The sequence below is a fragment of the Halomonas sp. CKK8 genome (genome assembly GCF_029625235.1).
GTDB lineage: Bacteria > Pseudomonadota > Gammaproteobacteria > Pseudomonadales > Halomonadaceae > Halomonas > Halomonas ventosae.
The window spans coordinates 1779040-1797256 of record NZ_CP121193.1 but is presented as its reverse complement, the minus strand read 5'-3'; the positions used below and the strand labels follow the sequence as shown (position 1 = coordinate 1797256).

Annotated in this window: 16 protein-coding genes; 7 read left to right on the top strand and 9 right to left on the bottom strand. The window is 68.1% G+C overall.

The window, feature by feature from the left end; genetic code table 11:
- Window positions 1–97 precede the first annotated feature (97 nt).
- Window positions 98–2470, bottom strand: a complete 2373-nt coding sequence (gene ppsA, locus P8934_RS08600; RefSeq protein ID WP_278033813.1) for a phosphoenolpyruvate synthase — start codon at window positions 2468–2470, stop codon at window positions 98–100.
- Between the two features lie 271 nt (window positions 2471–2741).
- On the opposite strand from ppsA, the gene P8934_RS08595 reads away from it, so the two are divergent.
- The gene (locus tag P8934_RS08595) at window positions 2742–3575 is read left to right on the top strand and encodes a pyruvate, water dikinase regulatory protein (protein ID WP_278033812.1); all 834 of its coding nucleotides are present in this window, start codon (window positions 2742–2744) and stop codon (window positions 3573–3575) included.
- Window positions 3576–3579: 4 nt separating this feature from the next.
- Here P8934_RS08595 and P8934_RS08590 read toward each other — a convergent pair whose 3' ends face one another.
- From P8934_RS08590 to P8934_RS08565, 6 genes are all read right to left on the bottom strand, one after another.
- Window positions 3580–4800: a CaiB/BaiF CoA-transferase family protein gene (locus P8934_RS08590; RefSeq protein WP_278033811.1), complete on the bottom strand. Its 1221-nt coding sequence runs from the start codon at window positions 4798–4800 to the stop codon at window positions 3580–3582.
- A 119-nt stretch (window positions 4801–4919) separates the two neighbouring features.
- Window positions 4920–6101 carry an acyl-CoA dehydrogenase gene (locus P8934_RS08585; protein ID WP_278033810.1) on the bottom strand — a complete coding sequence of 394 codons (1182 nt, stop codon included), beginning with the start codon at window positions 6099–6101 and terminating at the stop codon, window positions 4920–4922.
- 63 nt (window positions 6102–6164) lie between these two features.
- On the bottom strand, window positions 6165–7580 hold the full coding sequence (locus tag P8934_RS08580) for an MATE family efflux transporter (protein WP_278033809.1): 1416 nt from the start codon (window positions 7578–7580) through the stop codon (window positions 6165–6167).
- A 172-nt stretch (window positions 7581–7752) separates the two neighbouring features.
- Window positions 7753–8655: a 3-hydroxyisobutyrate dehydrogenase gene (gene mmsB, locus P8934_RS08575; RefSeq protein ID WP_278033808.1), complete on the bottom strand. Its 903-nt coding sequence runs from the start codon at window positions 8653–8655 to the stop codon at window positions 7753–7755.
- Window positions 8656–8720: 65 nt separating this feature from the next.
- Window positions 8721–9875, bottom strand: a complete 1155-nt coding sequence (locus P8934_RS08570) for an enoyl-CoA hydratase/isomerase family protein (RefSeq protein WP_278033807.1) — start codon at window positions 9873–9875, stop codon at window positions 8721–8723.
- A 35-nt stretch (window positions 9876–9910) separates the two neighbouring features.
- Window positions 9911–11077 carry an acyl-CoA dehydrogenase family protein gene (locus P8934_RS08565; RefSeq protein WP_278033806.1) on the bottom strand — a complete coding sequence of 389 codons (1167 nt, stop codon included), beginning with the start codon at window positions 11075–11077 and terminating at the stop codon, window positions 9911–9913.
- Between the two features lie 265 nt (window positions 11078–11342).
- Between P8934_RS08565 and P8934_RS08560 the strand changes: the two genes are divergently transcribed.
- Both P8934_RS08560 and P8934_RS08555 read left to right on the top strand, forming a co-directional pair.
- Window positions 11343–11786, top strand: a complete 444-nt coding sequence (locus tag P8934_RS08560; RefSeq protein ID WP_278033805.1) for a MerR family DNA-binding transcriptional regulator — start codon at window positions 11343–11345, stop codon at window positions 11784–11786.
- 85 nt (window positions 11787–11871) lie between these two features.
- On the top strand, window positions 11872–13563 hold the full coding sequence (locus P8934_RS08555; RefSeq protein ID WP_278033804.1) for an AMP-binding protein: 1692 nt from the start codon (window positions 11872–11874) through the stop codon (window positions 13561–13563).
- Window positions 13564–13773: 210 nt separating this feature from the next.
- Here P8934_RS08555 and P8934_RS08550 read toward each other — a convergent pair whose 3' ends face one another.
- Window positions 13774–14352 (bottom strand): hypoxanthine-guanine phosphoribosyltransferase, encoded by a 579-nt coding sequence (locus P8934_RS08550; RefSeq protein ID WP_278033803.1) that lies wholly within the window; start codon window positions 14350–14352, stop codon window positions 13774–13776.
- Between the two features lie 43 nt (window positions 14353–14395).
- Window positions 14396–15409: a beta-N-acetylhexosaminidase gene (nagZ, locus tag P8934_RS08545; protein ID WP_278033802.1), complete on the bottom strand. Its 1014-nt coding sequence runs from the start codon at window positions 15407–15409 to the stop codon at window positions 14396–14398.
- Window positions 15410–15557: 148 nt separating this feature from the next.
- Here nagZ and P8934_RS08540 point away from each other — a divergent pair, with 148 nt between their 5' ends.
- Genes P8934_RS08540 through P8934_RS08525 form a run of 4 tightly spaced genes read left to right on the top strand, consistent with a single transcriptional unit; the run spans window position 15558 to window position 18215 of the window.
- Complete coding sequence (locus tag P8934_RS08540) at window positions 15558–16409, top strand: A24 family peptidase (protein WP_278033801.1); 852 nt, start codon at window positions 15558–15560, stop codon at window positions 16407–16409.
- Window positions 16410–16452: 43 nt separating this feature from the next.
- A complete protein-coding gene (coaE, locus tag P8934_RS08535; RefSeq protein WP_278033800.1) occupies window positions 16453–17067 on the top strand; it encodes a dephospho-CoA kinase in 615 nt (204 codons plus the stop codon).
- Window positions 17068–17109: 42 nt separating this feature from the next.
- On the top strand, window positions 17110–17343 hold the full coding sequence (gene yacG, locus P8934_RS08530; RefSeq protein ID WP_278033799.1) for a DNA gyrase inhibitor YacG: 234 nt from the start codon (window positions 17110–17112) through the stop codon (window positions 17341–17343).
- Entirely contained in the window at window positions 17340–18215 is an 876-nt protein-coding gene (locus tag P8934_RS08525; protein WP_278033798.1) for a DNA replication terminus site-binding protein, read from the top strand. Before yacG ends, P8934_RS08525 begins: the two co-directional genes overlap by 4 nt.
- Window positions 18216–18217 lie beyond the last annotated feature (2 nt).

Genomic DNA, 18217 nt, shown 5'->3' with positions numbered 1-18217 from the left:
ACACTCAGTCTAGCCCGGCATCGTGCAAGGGCCGTGCACAAAGCAAGACACCCGGGCAAGCCCGGGTGTCGTCGAACACTGCTGGCAAGCTCGGGCGTCAGCCCAGGGTCTCGCCGGCCAGCATGAACCAGGTCTCCAGGACCGCATCGGGATTGAGCGACACGGAGTCGATGCCCTGCTCCATCAGCCACTTGGCCAGGTCCGGATGGTCCGAGGGGCCCTGGCCACAGATGCCGATGTACTTTCCCTGGGCGTGACAGGCCTGGATGGCCATGGCCAGCAGCTTCTTCACGGCGGGATTACGCTCGTCGAACAGGTGGGCAACGATGCCGGAGTCGCGGTCCAGCCCCAGGGTCAGCTGGGTCAGGTCGTTGGAGCCGATGGAGAAGCCATCGAAGTACTCGAGGAACTCATCGGCCAGCAGGGCGTTGGCCGGCAGCTCGCACATCATGATCACCTTGAGGCCGTTCTCGCCGCGGGCCAGGCCGTTGGCGGCCAGCAGGTCGACCACCTCACGGGCCTCCTCGGTGGTGCGCACGAAGGGCACCATGATCTCGATGTTGTCGAGCCCCATCACCTCGCGCACACGCTTGAGCGCACGGCACTCGAGCTCGAAGCAGGGACGGAACGAGTCCGAGATGTAGCGCGAGGCGCCCCGGAAGCCGAGCATGGGGTTCTCCTCGCCCGGCTCGTAGAGCTTGCCGCCGATCAGGTTCTCGTACTCGTTGGACTTGAAGTCAGACAGGCGCACGATGACCCGCTTCGGGTAGAAGGAGGCCGCCAGGGTGGAGATGCCCTCGACCAGCTTGTCGACGTAGAACTCCACCGGGTCGCTGTAGCCGGCGGTCCGCAGGTCGATGGTCTGCTGCAGGTCGGCGGGCAGGGTGTCGTACTCGATCAGCGCCTTGGGGTGCACCCCGATCATGCGGTTGATGATGAACTCGAGCCGTGCCAGGCCGACCCCGGCATTGGGCAGGCTGGCGAAACTGAAGGCACGATCCGGATTGCCGACGTTCATCATGATCTTGAAGGGGATCTCGGGCATGGCGTCGACGCTGGTGACGTTGCGGTCAAACTCCAGCAGCCCTTCGTAGACGTGGCCGGCGTCCCCCTCGGCACAGGAGACGGTGACGTCGCGCCCGTCATCCAGCGCCTCGGTGGCGTCCCCGCAGCCGACCACGGCGGGAATGCCCAGCTCGCGGGCGATGATCGCCGCATGACAGGTGCGGCCGCCACGGTTGGTGACGATGGCCGAGGCGCGCTTCATGATCGGCTCCCAGTCCGGGTCGGTCATGTCGGTGACCAGCACATCGCCGGGGTTGACCTTCTCCATGTCATCCGGGGAGAACACCACCTTGACCGCGCCACGGCCGATGCGCTGGCCGATGGCCCGGCCGGCGACCAGGGTGCGGCCCTTCTCCTTCAGCTGGAAGCGCTCGAGCTTGCCACCCTCCTGCTGGGAGACCACGGTCTCGGGGCGTGCCTGGACGATGTAGAGCTCGCCATCGTCGCCATCCAGCGCCCACTCGATGTCCATGGGGCGACCATAGTGCTCCTCAATGGTCACTGCCTGGCGGGCCAGCGCCATGATCTGCTCGTCATCGAGGCAGAAGCGGGCCCGGTCGGCCAGCGGCACGTCCACCGTGGCCACCGACTTGCCGGCGCTGGTGTCGTCGGTGTAGACCATCTTGATCAGCTTGGAGCCGAGGTTGCGGCGCAGCACGGCCGGGCGGCCCGCCGCCAGGGTCGGCTTGTGGACATAGAACTCGTCGGGGTTCACTGCCCCCTGCACCACGGTCTCGCCCAGCCCCCAGGAGGCAGTGACGAAGACGGCGTCGCGGTAACCGGATTCGGTGTCCAGGGTGAACATGACCCCCGAGGCGCCGGTCTCGGAGCGCACCATCTTCTGGATGCCGGCGGAGAGCGCCACGTTCTCGTGGGCATAGCCGCGGTGGACGCGATAGGAGATGGCGCGGTCGTTGAAGAGCGAGGCGAAGACCTCATGCACGGCGCGCTTGATGTTGTCGAAGCCCTCGATGTTGAGGAAGGTCTCCTGCTGCCCGGCGAAGGAGGCATCCGGCAGGTCCTCGGCGGTGGCCGAGCTGCGCACGGCGACCTTGAGATTGGGATGCATCGCCGAGAGCGTCTCGTAGCTCTCGCGCAGGTAGCGCTCGAAGGTCGGCGGCAGCGGGGTGTCGATCACCCACTGGCGGATCTCGGCACCGGCCCTCGCCAGCTCGGCCACGTCATCGACGTCCAGGGTGGCGAGCCGGCGGTTGATGCGCTCGTTGAGGCCTTCGTGGGAGAGGAATTCGCGGTAGGCGTGTGCCGTGGTGGCGAACCCGCCGGGCACAGTGACACCCGCGCCGGACAGGTTGGAGATCATCTCGCCGAGGGAAGCGTTCTTGCCCCCGACCCGCTCGACATCGTCCATGCCCAATTGATCGAACCACTGAATGTAATCGTCCATGAGACCTCCCAGGATATCGACGAAGGATGCATCATGCCGGCGGGTCGCTCGGGACTCGGGCATGAAGGGATGTTGGCGACTCTAACAGCGGCCTTCCATATTCGCCATTAGTCTAACATCGAAGTCACTGGAGGATTTTTACAACACCCGGCCGAATCGCCAGTCATCTGTAGTGGCGAGAGGCGTGGCGGGCAGGAAAGCCGCCTCTTGTCCCGGCCTCGAGCAGCATCGACAATGGGCTTTACCTTCCCAATGGACACAGCGAGCCGCCATGACGCGCACCGCCTTCTTCATCTCCGACGGCACCGGCATCACCGCCGAGAGCCTGGGACGCAGCCTGCTCGCCCAGTTCCAGAGCGTCGAGATCCGCATGCTGACCAAGCCCTACATCGACTCCCTCGAGAAGGCCAAGACCCTGGTGGCGATCATCGAGGCCACGGCGGTACGCGACGGCGAGCAGCCGATCATCATCGACACCATCGTCGACGAGCAGATCCGCGAGGTGATCCGCCAGGCGCCCGGCTTCAAGGTCGACATCTTCTCGACCTTCCTCAAGCCGCTGGAGGAGGAACTGGAGGCCCACTCCTCCTACAGCGTTGGCCGCACCCACGCCATCGGCAAGGATGAGGTCTACATGGACCGTATCCACTCGGTGCACTTTGCCCTGGACAACGACGACGGGGCGCGCACCCACCAGTACGACAAGGCCGACATCATCCTGGTGGGGGTCTCGCGCTGCGGCAAGACCCCCACCTCGCTCTACCTGGCGCTGCAGTTCGGCATCCGCGCCGCCAACTACCCGCTCACCGAGGACGACCAGGACGAGAACGGCACCCTGAAGCTGCCCAAGGCCCTGGTCCCGCATCGCCACAAGCTGTTCGGGCTGACCATCGACCCGCGCCGGCTGGCGGCGATCCGCCACGAGCGCCGGCCCAATAGCCGCTACAGCTCCATGGACCAGTGCGTCCAGGAGGTCGAGCAGGCCGAGGGGCTCTATCGCCAGATGCACATCCCCTACATCGACACCACCCGCTTCTCCGTAGAGGAGATCTCCACCCGGATGATCGCCGAGACCGGCCTGACACGGCGCTTCTCGCCGCGATAAGTGCCTATCTCACCACCCCTGCCCTTCTGAGCTTGGCAATATCCTCGGGCATCAGGCCCATCTCGGCGAGTATCGCATCGCTGTCCTGGCCGAGCCTGGGAGGCGCCACCTCGCTGGTGGCAGGCTCGCCGTCGAAACGTAGCGGGTTGGCGACCTGGGGCACCTCGAGATCGCCACGGCGCAGCGTTCGGTGCAGGCCTCGATGGCGCACCTGGGGGTCGTCGAAGACCTCGGTCAGGGTGTTGATGGGGCCGGCGGGGATACCGCGCGCCTCCATCTCGGCCAGCCACTCATCGCGACCCCGCTCGAGCAGGATCCGCTGGATGAGCGTGACCAGCACCTCCCGGTTGCCGACCCGGGCGGCATTGGTGGCGTAGGCGGGATCCTCGGCCCACTCGGGGTGACCCAGCAGGTCGGCGAAGCGCGCGAACTGGGCATCGTTGCCCACGGTGAGCACCAGATGGCCATCGGCACAGGCAAACGCCTGGTAGGGCACGATATTGGGATGGGCGTTGCCATGGCGCTCGGGTGAACGGCCTTCGACCAGGGCATTGAGCGCCTGGTTGGCCAGGGTGGCCACCTGGACGTCGAGCAGGGCCAGGTCGATATGCTGCCCCCGCCCGGTGCGCGCACGCTCCTGCAGGGCGGCCAGCACCCCCACGGTGGCATAGAGGCCGGTCATCACGTCGGTGATGGCCACGCCGGTCTTCATGGGCATGCCGTCGGGCTCGCCGGAGAGGCTCATCAGCCCGCCCATGGCCTGGATCATGAAGTCGTAGCCGGCCCGATGGGCATAGGGACCGTCCTGGCCGAAGCCGGTGACCGAGCAGCCGATCAGACGCGGGTTGATCGCCCGCAGGCTGGCGTAGTCGAGCCCGTACCTGGCCAGGCCGCCCACCTTGAAGTTCTCGAGCAGGATATCGGCGCCCTTCGCCAGTTCCCTGACCAGGGTCTGACCGCCCTCGGTGGCGATGTCCACGGCCAGCGACTGCTTGCCACGGTTGGCGCACAGGAAGTAGGCCGCCACCCGCTCGGCGTCGTCCTGCTTATCCTCAAGGTCTTCTGCCAGCCAGGGCGGTCCCCAGCCGCGGGTGTCATCCCCCCGCGAGGGGTGCTCGACCTTGATCACCCTGGCCCCGAGGTCGGCAAGCAGCTGGCCGGCCCAGGGCCCGGCCAATACCCGCGACATGTCGAGCACCGTGATGCCGTCCAGCGGTCCGCTCATCTGCAGCTCCTTGCTCACTCGAGGCTGACCCGGCGGCAGGTCGTCGAAGAGGCGCTAGACCTCTTCTTCGACCTGCCCCGGCGCCTCGCATTATCGTCAGCCGATTTAGTTGTGCCGGATCAGCCGGTAAAGGCCTGGATGCCAGTCTGCGCACGCCCGAGGATCAGGGCGTGGACGTCGTGGGTGCCCTCGTAGGTGTTGACCGCCTCCAGGTTCATCACGTGGCGGATCACGTGGTACTCGTCGCTGATCCCGTTGCCGCCGTGCATGTCACGGGCCACCCGGGCGATGTCCAGGGCCTTGCCGCAGTTGTTGCGCTTGATCAGCGAGATCGCCTCCGGCACCAGCTGGCCGTCGTCGATCATGCGGCCGACACGCAGCGCGGCCTGCAGGCCCAGGGCGATCTCGGTCTGCATGTCGGCGAGCTTCTTCTGGATCAGCTGGTTGGCGGCCAGGGGGCGGCCGAACTGCTTGCGCTCCAGGGTATAGTCGCGCCCCGCATGCCAGCACGCCTCGGCGGCGCCCATGGTGCCCCAGGCGATGCCGTAGCGGGCGCGGTTGAGGCAGGAGAACGGCCCCTTGAGGCCAGTGACGCCGGGCAGGCGCTGATCGTCAGAGACCTCCACGTCCTGCATGGCGATCTGGCCGGTGATGGAGGCGCGCAGGCTGAACTTGCCCTCTATCTTGGGCGCGGTGAGCCCCTTCATGCCCTTCTCGAGGATGAAGCCGTTGACCACCCCCTCGTCGTCCCGGGCCCAGACCACGAAGACGTCGGCGATGGGCGAGTTGGTGATCCAGGTCTTGGTGCCGTTGAGCCGCCAGCCGCCGTCGGTGCGGGTGGCACGGGTGCTCATGCCGCCGGGGTCGGAGCCGTGGTCAGGCTCGGTGAGGCCGAAGGCCCCCACCCACTCGCCGCTGGCCAGTTTCGGCAGGTACTTCTCGCGCTGGGCCTCGCTGCCGAAGGCGTGGATCGGGTACATCACGAGGCTCGACTGCACGCTCATGGCACTGCGGTAGCCGGAGTCGACGCGCTCTACCTCTCGGGCGATCAGGCCATAGCTGACGTAATTCAGCCCGGCACAGCCGTAGCCGTCGATGGTCGCGCCGAGCAGGCCCAGCTCGCCCATCTCGTTCATGATCTCGCGGTCGAAGCGCTCGTGACGGTTGGCCTCCAGCACCCGCGGCAGCAGCTTCTCCTGGCAATAGTCGTGGGCGGTCTGAAGGACCATGCGTTCGTCCTCGGAGAGCTGGTCGACGAGGCGGAAGGGGTCGTCCCAGGTGACGGGGGTGATCTGACTCATGGGGTGTCCTCGGTTGGCGTGCTGACAATTTCTACATTTTTATTAAATGTAGACCAAGCGACGTCATCTGCCAAGCTTGCTGTCCCCACGCCTGTCGTTCAGCGCGCTCTGGCGTGCCAGTTCGGCTCGGATCTGACGCCAGGCGATCAGCGCGACCAGCAGGTTGGCGGCGAGCATCCCGGCGAAAACGCCGGAGCTGTCGGCCAGCCGCCCGCCCAGCCAGGCCAGCGGCACAGTCAGCGCGAAGAGCCTGACCACCGAGAGTCGCATGGCCCGGGCGGGACGATGCAGGGCATTGAAGGAGGAGACCGCAAGGATCACCACGCCCTGGGCACCGAGCCCCAGGGGCACCAGCCACAGGAAGCTGCGCAGCACCTCCCCGACCGCCTCGCGCTTGGCATAGCCGGCTACCAGCCAGGGCGCCAGCAGTTGCAGCACGCCCCAGACCAGCAGTTGCCAGGCCAGCACGAAGACGAAGCAGCCCAGGATCGCACGGCGCACCCGGTCCTGCTGGCCGGCACCGGCATTCTGGCTGATCAGCGGCGAGAGGGTCATGGAGAGCGCCAGCACGGCGATCTGGGAGATGGCCTCGATGCGCGTGCCTACGCCGTAGCCGGCCACCGCATCATGGCCGTGGCCGGCCACGATGCGGGTCACCAGGCCCAGGGCGATGGGCGTGAAGACACTGGTGAGGGCCGCCGGCCCCGCGATGCGACCCAACTCCCGCCAGGAACCGGCGAGGCCCTGCCAGCTCAGGCCGGCCAGGTCGAAGAGCTCGCGCAGCTCGCGCTGGACGACCAGCACCCCGGCCATGAGGCCCCAGCTCAGCACCGTGGCGAGGGCCGCGCCGGAGACCCCCAGGGCCGGAAAGGGCCCGATGCCGAAGATCAGCCACCAGTCCAGCAGCACGTTGGTCCCGGCGGCCAGCGCCATCATCAGCCCCTGGGTGGCGGTATTGCCGTGGGCGCGCAGGATGCTGTTGAGCACCCGTGGCACGATCACCGCCGCCGCCCCCAGGTACCAGATACCCATGTAGTCGCGGATATGGGGCATCAGCAGGTCATCGGCGCCCATCAGGCGAAACAGCGGCTCCAGGGTGGCAAGGCCCAGCAGTGTCATGCACAGCCCCACCCCCAGCGCCAGCAAGGCCGCATCGGTGGCGCGCCGCCTTACCGTGTCCAGGTCGCCCTGCCCCAACCGGCGGGCCACTACCGCCGAGGTGCCGATGCCCAGGCCAATGGCCAGGCTGATCACCGTGAACACCACCGGAAAGGTGAAGGAGACCGCCGCCAGTTCCTCGGTACCGAGTCGCGAGATGAACCAGGTATCCACCAGGTTGAAGCTCATCATGGCGATCATGCCGCCGACCACCGGCAGGCTCTTGCGCAGCAGGGTCAGGGCGATGGGCCCCTCGAGCAACTCGCGACGGGCGGGACGCGGGCGGGACGCCGTGGAGGAGGAGGAAGCGGGTGTGCTCATGCAGGGTCTCGACGGAAAACGGGCACTGGATTGTGCCGCGTCCCCGAAGGGAGGGCAAAGCGCGCCGAGCGTGGTGGGTGCTCGCCCACCACAGGTCAACAAGGGAAAGCCTCCAGCAGGCGACTCTGCTGGAAGCTTTCCCTGGCCGCTTGGCTAATTGGCTGCTTGGCGCTTACGTCTCCTCGCCCTGGCGGTAGAGGGCCTGGATGCTGGAGAAGTCGAGCTGGCCACTGCCCTGGGCGCTATGCAGGGCGAAGAGGTTGCGGGCCTGGGAGCCCATCGGCACGGTGGACTTCGAGCCCAGGGCCAGCTCCCAGGCCAGCCCCAGGTCCTTGGCCATCAGGTCGGTCAGGAAGCCGCCCTGGTAGTCCCGGGAGGCAGCGGCGCCCTCCATCACCCCGGGCCAGGGGTTGTAGACGTTGAGCGCCCAGTTGCCGCCGCTGCTCTGCTTCATGATCTCGGAGAGCACGGCCGGGTCCATGCCGTTCTTGACGCCCAGCGCCAGGGCTTCGGCGGTGCCCGACATCAGGATGCCCAGCAGCATGTTGTTGCAGATCTTGGCCACCTGGCCGGCACCCGCCTCGCCGGCGTGGAAGATGTTCTTGCCCATGGCCTCGAGCAGCGGCTTCGCCTTGTCGAAGCCGTCCGCCTCGCCGCCGACGATGAAGGTCAGGGTGCTGGCCTTGGCGCCTCCCACCCCGCCGGAGACCGGGGCATCCAGGTAGGTGAAGCCGCGCTCGGCGGCGGCGGCCGCCACCAGGCGGGCATCGTCCGGCGCGATGGTCGAGGAGTCGACGAGCAGCGGCTTGCCGTCGAGGGCATCGAGCAGCCCCGGCGCGCCATCGCGGCCCAGATAGAGCCCCTTGACGTGTGCCCCGGCCGGTAGCATGGAGACGACCACGTCGGCACCCGCGGCAGCCGCCTCGGCGCTGGCGGCCCGCCGTGCGCCCTCGGCTTCAAGGGACTGGATGGCGCTCTCGACAAGGTCGAAGACGGTGACGTCATGCCCGGCCTTGACCAGGTTGATGGCCATGGGCGCGCCCATGTTGCCCAGGCCGATAAAGGCGATGTTCATATGCGGTGCTCCTTGTTGTTGATCTCGTGAACGCTATGGCGGCAGTGCCCGCGGCTGAGCCGCCCCTACCCGACTCGATGGCCGACGCCCAGGTCGCGCAGGGGATGTGACTCGCTGGACCAGAGCGGGGTCATCAGGGCCTGGATATCGGCCTGGGACACCCCGGCGACACTGTCGTGCTGCCAGCGTGGCGCCTTGTCCTTGTCGACCAGCAGCGCGCGCACCCCCTCGACGAAGTCCCCCTGACGACAGCACTGTACCGACAGGCCAAGTTCGTCGCGGAAGGCATCGGCGAGGCTGGTGTGGGCGTGGCGCTCGAGCATGCGCCACACCAGCTGGGCGCTCATCGGGCAGCCGGCCTCGAGACGCGCGCGGTTGGCGGCGAGCCAGCCATCGTCGGTGGTATCGCGCAGGATGCGCTTGACGGCCGTGGCAGCATCCACCCGGCCCACCAGCGCCTGAAGATGGTCGAGGTGCGGCCACACCTGGCCGGCGGGCACGGCTCGGCGGTCCTCGTGGTCGTCGAGCACCCCCTGCACCCCGGCCCGCAGGGCCGACAGGCTGCGGTCGCCGTAGTCGGCCTCTTCCAGGGCGCCGAGCAGCGCCTCGCGGCGTTCCCTCGGGATGAAGCGGTCGGCCAGCCCCAGGTCCAGGGCATCACGGGCATTGAGCTGGGCCCCGGTCAGGCCCAGGTAGGCCCCCACCCCGGGGGGCATGCGCCCCAGGAACCAGCTGGCCCCGATATCGGGATAGAGGCCGATGGTGATCTCCGGCATGGCGATGCGCGTGGTCTCGGTGACCAGGCGCTGGAAGCCGCCGGCCAGCAGCCCCAGGCCGCCGCCCATGACGATGCCGTCGCCCCAGACCATCAGCGGCTTGGGGTAGGTGTGGATGCGGTAGTCGAGCCGGTACTCCGCGGTAAAGTAGGTCTCGGCGAAGATGCCGTCGCGGCCGGCGCCGCGGTTCTCGCCCTCCTCGGTCAGCGAGCGGTAGAGGGCCACCACGTCACCGCCGGCACAGAAGGCCTTGTCGCCGCTGCCCTCGAGCCATACCGCCACCACGCTGCGGTCCACCGCCCAGGCCTCGAGCTTGGCCTCGAGCTGGCGGATCATCTCCAGCGATAGGGCGTTGAGCGACTTCGGGGCGTTGAGGGTGGCCACGCCGATGCGGCCGCCATCGCGGGTGGGCAGCTCGTCGAAGAGCACTGCAAGGTCCGACATCCCGGGATCTCCTGGGTCTTGTAAAGAAAACGGGGTTACTGGAGCGACTCGATGACGCCGTCGGCCAGCAGGCGACGGGCGACGATCAGGCGCATGATCTCGTTGGTGCCCTCCAGGATCTGATGCACCCGGGTATCACGGACCAGGCGCTCCAGGGGGTACTCACGGATGTAACCATAGCCGCCATGCAGCTGCAGGGCGTCGTTGCAGACGTTGAAACCCATGTCGGTGGCAAAGCGCTTGGCCATGGCGCAGTGGGCCGTGGCCTCGGGATCATTCTGGTCGAGGCGCCAGGCGGCGTGGCGGACCATCAGTCGCGCCGCGGTGAGTTCACTGGCCATGTCGGCGAGCTTGAACTGCAGGGCCTGGAACTGGCTGAGCTCGCGACCGAACTGCTTGCGCTCGGCAAGATAGTCCCGCGACAGGGTCAGCGCCTGCTGGGCGGCACCGAGCGAGCAGCTGGCGATGTTCAGGCGCCCGCCATCGAGGCCCTTCATGGCAAACCTGAAGCCCTCCCCTTCCGCGCCCAGGCGGTTGCTGACCGGCACCCGCACGCCGTCGAAGCTGACCAGGCGCGTCGGCTGGCTCTTCCAGCCCATCTTCTCCTCGTTCTTGCCGTACTCGATCCCCGCGGCATCGGCCGGCACCACGATCGCCGAGACACCGCCGGCGCCGCTGTCGGGGGCGCCGGTGCGGGCCATCACCACCAGCACCTCGGTGGCCCCCGCGCCGGAAATGAACATCTTGCTGCCGGAGAGGACATACTCGTCCCCCTCGCGCACGGCCTTGGTGCGCAGGCTGGCGGCATCGGAGCCGGCACCGGGCTCGGTGAGGCAGTAGGAGCCGAGCGCCTCACCGGCTACCATGGCGGGGACCCAGGCCTCGCGCAGGGCATCGTCGCCCCAGCTGGCGATCATCCAGGTCACCATGTTGTGAATGGTCAGGTAGGCAGTGGTAGAGATGCAGCCCTGGGCGAGCTGCTCGAAGATCAGCGAGGCCTCGAGGCGCGAGAGGCCCAGGCCGCCATGCTCTTCAGGGGTATAGATGCCGAGGAACCCCGCCTCGCCGGCCCGGCGGATCACGTCCACCGGGAAGTGAGAGCGCGCGTCCCAGTCGGCGGCATGCTCGACCAGCTCGGCCCTCGCGAAGTCGGCGGCCGCCGCGGCCAGCGCCTTCTGGTCTTCGGTCAGGGAGAAGTCCATGGGGAATCCCTCTTTGTTCAGCAATGAGTGGGTGTCATCTTTGTGGTTGTTGTCGGGGCCGCTGCGGGCCCCGGGGAGGCCTCGGGTACAGCCCGGCGACATCGTTGCCTCGCCCGTCCGGCTGGACACCAACCTAGCACTTGCTAGGTTTATCCCATATCAACCCATGGTCGAACAAGCACTTTACGTTAACGTAAACCTCGTCTAGTGTTGCCAGACGAGGTGGGAAACCGCCGGTTCACCACCCGGTCACAGGATCGACGTCATGACACAGCCAAGCGCCCCGGCCGATGAGGCCAGCCAGGAGGCCCTGCCCCGCCAGCACCGACACTACACCATCGGTGAGCTGGCGAGGATGTTCGAGGTCACGCCACGCACCATCCGCTTCTACGAGCAGGAAGGCCTGCTGGCGCCCCGCCGCGAGGGACAGAAGCGCATCTACCGCGAGAAGGACCGGGTGCGCCTGAAGCTGACCCTGCGCGGCAAGCGACTGGGATTCTCGCTGGCCGAGATCCGCGAGGTAGTGACGATGTACGACGCCATGCCCGACGGCAACGCGCGCCAGCTCTGGCGACTGCTGGAGATACTGGCCGACAAGCGCGACAACCTCGAGCGTCAGCTGGAGGACATCCGCCTGATGCGTATGGAGATCGACGACGTGGACCACCGTGCCCGGGAGGTACTGCGCAGCCTCGGTCACGAGGCCTGAGCGATAGTCAGGCGCTCCGGCGAACCCCGACGTCATTACCCGTTTCACGCACACCGCCACAGGCAACAACAAGACGAGAAACACCATGACACGCCAACATCGATCGATCAGCTACGTCAGCGGCATCAGCGACACCCCCCTCAAGGGCCAGACCATCGGTGACTGCTTCGACGATACCGTGGCGCGCTTCGCCGAGCGCGACGCGCTTATCAGCCGCCACCAGGGGCTGCGCTACAGCTGGAAGGCGCTGCAGCAGGCCGTGGACGAGGCGGCCCGCGCCCTGCTCGCGCTGGGGGTGGACAAGGGCGACCGGGTCGGCATCTGGTCGCCCAACTGTGCCGAATGGACCATCACCCAGTTCGCCACCGCGAAGATCGGCGCCATCCTGGTCAACATCAATCCCAGCTATCGGACCCACGAGCTCGAGTACGCCCTCAAGCAGTCCGGCGCCTCGACGCTGGTCCTGCAGGGGGCCTTCAAGACCTCCGACTACGTCGCCACCCTGGCCGAACTGGCTCCGGAACTGCGTGACGGCGCCCCGGGCACCTTCTCCTGCCAGCGCCTGCCCGAGCTCAAGCGGGTGGTGTGCCTCGATGCCGACCGCGCGCTGACCGGCATGCTGACCTGGCCGCAGATGCTGGCCCATGCCGACGAGGTCTCCGCCGAGCACCTGGCCGATGTCCAGGCCAGCCTGCAGTTCGACGACCCGATCAACATCCAGTACACCTCGGGGACCACGGGTGCGCCCAAGGGCGCCACCCTCTCCCACCACAACATCCTCAACAATGGCTTCTTCGTGGCCCGCACCATGGACCTCAGCGAAGCCGACCGCATGGTAATCCCGGTCCCGCTCTACCACTGCTTCGGCATGGTGATGGGCAACCTGGGCTGCGTGACCCACGGCGCCACCATGATCTATCCGGGCGACGGCTTCGACCCCGAGCAGACGCTGCGTGCCGTCTCCGAGGAGAAGGCCACCACGCTCTACGGCGTGCCCACCATGTTCATCGCCGAACTGGAGCATCCCGAGTTCGAGAGCTTCGACCTCTCCAGCCTGCGTACCGGCATCATGGCCGGCTCCATCTGCCCCATCGAGGTGATGCGCAAGGTGATTGATCGCATGAACATGCAGGACGTCACCATCTGCTATGGCATGACCGAGACCAGCCCGGTGAGCACCCAGACCCAGACCGATGCCCCGCTGGAGAAGCGGGTCACCACCGTGGGCACCATCCACCCCCACCTGGAGGTCAAGCTGGTGAGCCCCGAGACCGGCGCCGTGGTGGCCCGCGGCGAGACCGGGGAGCTCTGCACCCGCGGCTACAGCGTGATGCTCGGCTACTGGAACAACCCCGAGGCCACCGACAAGGCGATCGACAAGGCCGGCTGGATGCACACCGGGGACCTCGCCACCATGGACGACGAGGGCTATGTGGCGATCGTCGGGCGCATCAAGGACATGATCATCCGCGGCGGCGAGAACATCTATCCGCGGGAGATCGAGGACTTCCTCTACACCCACCCGGCCATCTCGGACGTGCAGGTGATCGGCGTGCCCGACGAGAAGTACGGCGAGGAGGTGATGGCCTGGGTCAAGCTGACCGAGGGCGAGTCGCTCAGCGAGGAGGAACTCAAGGCCTTCTGCAAGGGCCAGATCGCCCACTACAAGGTGCCGCGCTACGTGAAGTTCGTCGACGACTTCCCGATGACCGTCACCGGCAAGATCCAGAAGTTCAAGATGCGCGAGGAAGCCACCCACGAGTTGGGACTAGCCTAGGCGCCAAGCGGCCAAGCGGCCAAGCGGCCAAGGCAAGAGTAGAAAGTGGAAAGAGAAACCCCGCAGGCCTTCAGGGCCCGCGGGGTTTTTTCGCTTGCACCGCACCATCTTCTACTTGTCACTTTCTGCTTGCCACTCGGATAGCGCAGAGGCCAGGCCCGTCGCCGGAAAGCTTGGCGGCTCGGCGCTTGGCGGCTTGTGGCTTGTGGCTTACAGCCCCTTGGGCGCGTAGATGCCCGGGGCATTGCGCCAGTAGCCCTTGTAGTCCATGCCGAAGCCGAAGACATAGCGGTCGGCGACTTCCAGGCTGCAGTAGTCGGCCCTGAGCCCGGGGACCGCCTTGCGGTCGTGCTGCTTGTCGACCAGCACCGCGGTGGAGATGCTTGCCGCCCCTGCCTGCCGGCAGTAGTCGAGAATCGCCGCCAGGGTGGCGCCCTCATCGAGGATGTCGTCGACGATCACCACGTGACGACCGGCCATGGGCACCTCCGGGGAGACCCGCCAGAACAGCTCGCCACCCCGTAGCCCCCCCCGGTAGCGGGTGGCGTGGAGGTAGTCGACCTCGAGGGGAAAGCCCAGCCGGGTCAGCAGGTGGCCGGTGGTGATCAGGCCACCGTTCATCACGCAGTAGAAGACCGGCAGGCGGTCACCCAGGTCGCGGGTGATCTCGTCGGCCATGCGGTCCAGGGCGCGCTCGACCTCGGGCTGCGAGATCAGGCAGTCGGCATTGTCCATGACATCGCGCATGTCGGTCAGGGACGGCAGGGAATCGGCATCGAGTCGGGACATCGTCGGTCGGCTCTTGATGGGAGGCGGAGGAAAGAAGGTCGGTTCAGCCGGCGGCCATCGCCTCGAGACGCGCATGGACGCGTCGCCAGCGCGACAGGGCCCCCAGCGCCTTGAGGTCGGGACGCGCCCTGGCATAGCGCAGCCGCGTGGCGCGACGCGCCTGGCGACCCTGGCAGGCGTCCAGCACCTCGCGGGCCGCGCTGCGGTCGTTGCAGACCAGCAGCATGTCGCAGCCCGCAGCCAGCGCCAGCCGGGCCCGCTCCGCGGGCGTGCCGGCGGCGGCCGCACCGGCCATGCTCAGGTCGTCGGAGAAGATCACGCCCTTGAACCCCAGGCTCTGGCGCAGCATGCCCAGCCAGGCCGGGGAGAAGCCCGCGGGGCGCGGGTCGAAGTCGGAATAGACGACATGCGCGGGCATCACCGCATCGAGCCGGGGCGCCAGCTCGGCGAAGGGCAGGAGGTCGTGGCGGCGCAGCGCCTCCAGGGGGCGCCCATCCACCGGCAGCTCATGATGGGAGTCGGCCGCCACGCCACCGTGGCCCGGGAAGTGCTTGCCCACGGCCACCATGCCCGCCTCGTGCAGGCCATCCAGGAAGGCACGGCCGAGGCGGGCCACCGCCCGAGGATCGGCGGAGAAGCTGCGATCGCCGATCACGCTGGAGCTGCCCCCGTCCACATCCAGCACCGGGGCAAAGGTGAGGTCGAGGCCGCAGGCTGCCATCTCCATGCCCAGCAGCCAGCCGGCATCCTGGCAGAGACGCACCGTCACCTCGGGCTGGTGGGCGAAGTCGCGACCCAGGCGGCCCATGGCCGGCAGGCGGGTGACGCCCTCGCGAAGCCGCTGGACCCGCCCCCCTTCCTGGTCGACCGCCAACAGCAGGTCGGGACGCACGCGACGGACCTCGTCGCACAGGGTGCGGACCTGGTCGGCCGAGGCGATATTGCGGGCGAACAGGATCACGCCCCCGACCTCGGGGCGCACCAGCAGCGCCTGCTCCTCGGGCGTCAGGCTCTGGCCCTCCAGATCCAGCATCACCGGTCCGAGCATCTGGGTCATGATCGTGCCCCTGGAAGATGAAAGGGAGCCGATTCTAGACCAAAGCCGCAGCGCGGGACAGCCCGCGAGGGGCACGGGAGTATCCGGGCAATCGACGCCATCCCCCGATACAATGGGCAACCGGATCCGACTGGACAGGAGTCTCCCCTTGCTCGCCGACCTCCCCCCCTTCCTGCTCTGGCCCCTGGCGGTCGTCCTGGGCCTGTGCCTGGGCAGCTTCCTCAACGTGGTGATCACCCGGCTGCCGGTAATGCTGATGCGCGGCTGGCGCGCCGAGGCCCGAGAGGCCCTTGAAATGGCGCCGGAAGAGGCACCGCCCTTCAACCTGGTGACCCCCCGCTCGCTGTGCCCGCGCTGCGAGGCCCCCATCGCCTGGCACGACAACATCCCGCTGCTCGGCTGGTTCAAGCGCCGCGGGCACTGTGCCAGCTGCCACACGCGCATCAGCCCCCAGTACCCCCTGGTGGAGCTCGCCGGGGGCGTGCTGGCCGTGGCGGTGCTGGCGCTCTTCGGGCCGACCCTGGAGGCGCTGTTCATCCTCGGCGCCTGCCTGGCCCTGCTGGCCATGGCGGTGATCGACCTGCGCACCCAGCTGCTCCCGGACCTGCTCACCCTGCCCCTGCTGTGGGCAGGGCTGCTCTACCAGCTGCACTTTCAGCCGTTGCTGCTGCCCTCGGCCGTCATCGGTGCCATGGCCGGGTACCTCGTGCTGTGGAGCTTCTACTGGCTGTTCAAGCTGGTCACCGGCAAGGAGGGCATGGGCTACGGCGACTTCAAGCTGCTGGCCGCCCTGGGCGCCTGGCTGGGCTGGCAATACCTGCCGCTGGTGCTGATCCTCTCCGCCGGGGCGGGAGCGGTGGTGGGCATCCTCATCCAGCTGGCCATCCCGCGTCTGCGCGGTGCCCCGCTGCCCTTCGGGCCCTGGCTGGTGATGGCCGGCTGGATCGCCCTGCTGGCCGGAGAGCCGCTGATGGCGCTCTATACCGGGCTGCTGTATTGACCTCACCATGGCACACACCCATGCACCCATCAGGGAGACGAGGATGATCATCGGCGTGACAGGCGGCATCGCCTCGGGCAAGTCGACGGTGGCGCGGGCCTTCGCTGCGCGGGGCATTCCCTGGGTGGATGCCGACGAGGTGGCCCGGGAGGTCGTGGCCCCGGGGGAGCCGGCACTCGCCGAGATCGCCGAGCATTTCGGGCCTGAGGTCCTGACGCCCGACGGCGGCCTGGACAGGCGGGCGCTGCGCGAGATCGTCTTCGCCGATGCCGAGGCACGGCAGCGACTGGAGCGGATCACCCACCCGCGGATACGCCAGCGCCTGGAAGCCCACCTCGAGCGCCTCCAGGTCCAGGGGGCTCCCTATGTGCTGCTGGTCTCCCCGCTGCTGTTCGAGTCCGGCCAGGACGCGATGGTCGACCGCTGCCTGGTCATCGATGTCCCCGAGGAGACCCAGATTGCGCGCACGGCGGCACGCGACGGCGTGGACGAAGCCCAGGCCCGGGCCATCGTCGCGGCCCAGATGTCACGGACGGAGCGCCTGGCGCGCGCCGACGACGTGATCGACAACTCCGCCGACGAGGCGGGCCTGGCCGCACAGGTCGCTAAGCTCGACCGCCGGTACCGGGCCGCCGTCGGTTTGCCTCCCGGGCGCTGATTCGTCATCCTTCCCCGACCATCCTGCCGAAGACGATATCGCATGAGCACGCACGACACCTCGCGCCCCCTGGAAGTCGCCTGCCCGCAGTGCCGCAAGAAGGTACTGTGGAGCGAGGCCAACCCCTACCGCCCCTTCTGCAGCAAGCGCTGCCGGCTGCTGGACCTGGGCGCCTGGGCCGACGAGTCCCATCGCATCGCCGGCGAGCCCGCCATGGACGAGACCGACCTCGACGCGCTGCTGGCGCGCGCGGACCGGGACGGCGAGCCGTCGTGAGCGGCGACGGGCAGCGCCCGGAATACCGCCTGCTGGCGGAGCTTGAGGCCCTCTTCGATCGCCTGGTCGAGGAGACCGACGCCCTGGTGGCGACCTGGCAGGCCTCGGGCGCCCCGGCCTGGTCCTTCGATCACGACTCGGCCGACGCCGCCTGGCTGCGCCACGCTCTGCTCGACGTCTGGTACCAGGATGGCCAGGACGGCCGCGCCACCCGCAGCCATGTGGGCCTGGTGGCGGCCGACGAGGCGGTGATGGAGGCGGTCGGCCGGGTGAATGCCACCAAGAAGGCCTTCGCCGCGCTGCTGGCGGAGATCCGCCGCGAGGTACCGGCGCTGATCCCGGAGATCAAGGCGGTGCTGCCCTTCCGGCACCCGGCCCTGCACGACCACCTGCGCGGCACGGGGCTTGCCAGGCTGCACCTCAAGCAGTGCTGGCGGGCGATCCCTTTGGCCGAGGCCCCGGTGGCCCGCGTGCGCCTGGCCTGGTATGCCAGCGGGCGTTCGATCAAGCGGCTGACGGTGCGCGAGGCCGAGCAGAAGCTGCTGGCCCTGGACAGCGAGGCGCCCCACGTGCGCATCCAGCTGCGACAGCTGGCCGGCATCCCTGATGGCGAGCCGCTGGCTCAGGTACAGCGCCAGGCCCCGCTGATGCGCGCCAACCTCTTCTACCGCGAACCGCTGGAGGATGGCCGCAGCCGGCGCGCCATGAACATCGCCCTGCCGCTGTTCGTGCCCAGCCCCGACGGCCGCCTGCCCGACCATAACCGGCCGCCCTCTCACCCGCCGGCCACCCGCACCCGGGCCCGGCGACGCGACGAGCGGCTGGAGGACAACGCCTTCCTGCCGAGCCTGCGCGTCTATCGCTACCGCTGACG

What these genes read in the sequence shown, in the direction of transcription:
- ppsA (WP_278033813.1), bottom strand. Translation starts at nt 2,470, where the DNA reads ATGGACGATTACATTCAGTGGTTCGATCAATTGGGCATGGACGATGTC.
- P8934_RS08595 (WP_278033812.1), top strand. Translation starts at nt 2,742, where the DNA reads ATGACGCGCACCGCCTTCTTCATCTCCGACGGCACCGGCATCACCGCC.
- P8934_RS08590 (WP_278033811.1), bottom strand. Translation starts at nt 4,800, where the DNA reads ATGAGCGGACCGCTGGACGGCATCACGGTGCTCGACATGTCGCGGGTA.
- P8934_RS08585 (WP_278033810.1), bottom strand. Translation starts at nt 6,101, where the DNA reads ATGAGTCAGATCACCCCCGTCACCTGGGACGACCCCTTCCGCCTCGTC.
- P8934_RS08580 (WP_278033809.1), bottom strand. Translation starts at nt 7,580, where the DNA reads ATGAGCACACCCGCTTCCTCCTCCTCCACGGCGTCCCGCCCGCGTCCC.
- mmsB (WP_278033808.1), bottom strand. Translation starts at nt 8,655, where the DNA reads ATGAACATCGCCTTTATCGGCCTGGGCAACATGGGCGCGCCCATGGCC.
- P8934_RS08570 (WP_278033807.1), bottom strand. Translation starts at nt 9,875, where the DNA reads ATGTCGGACCTTGCAGTGCTCTTCGACGAGCTGCCCACCCGCGATGGC.
- P8934_RS08565 (WP_278033806.1), bottom strand. Translation starts at nt 11,077, where the DNA reads ATGGACTTCTCCCTGACCGAAGACCAGAAGGCGCTGGCCGCGGCGGCC.
- P8934_RS08560 (WP_278033805.1), top strand. Translation starts at nt 11,343, where the DNA reads ATGACACAGCCAAGCGCCCCGGCCGATGAGGCCAGCCAGGAGGCCCTG.
- P8934_RS08555 (WP_278033804.1), top strand. Translation starts at nt 11,872, where the DNA reads ATGACACGCCAACATCGATCGATCAGCTACGTCAGCGGCATCAGCGAC.
- P8934_RS08550 (WP_278033803.1), bottom strand. Translation starts at nt 14,352, where the DNA reads ATGTCCCGACTCGATGCCGATTCCCTGCCGTCCCTGACCGACATGCGC.
- nagZ (WP_278033802.1), bottom strand. Translation starts at nt 15,409, where the DNA reads ATGACCCAGATGCTCGGACCGGTGATGCTGGATCTGGAGGGCCAGAGC.
- coaE (WP_278033800.1), top strand. Translation starts at nt 16,453, where the DNA reads ATGATCATCGGCGTGACAGGCGGCATCGCCTCGGGCAAGTCGACGGTG.
- yacG (WP_278033799.1), top strand. Translation starts at nt 17,110, where the DNA reads ATGAGCACGCACGACACCTCGCGCCCCCTGGAAGTCGCCTGCCCGCAG.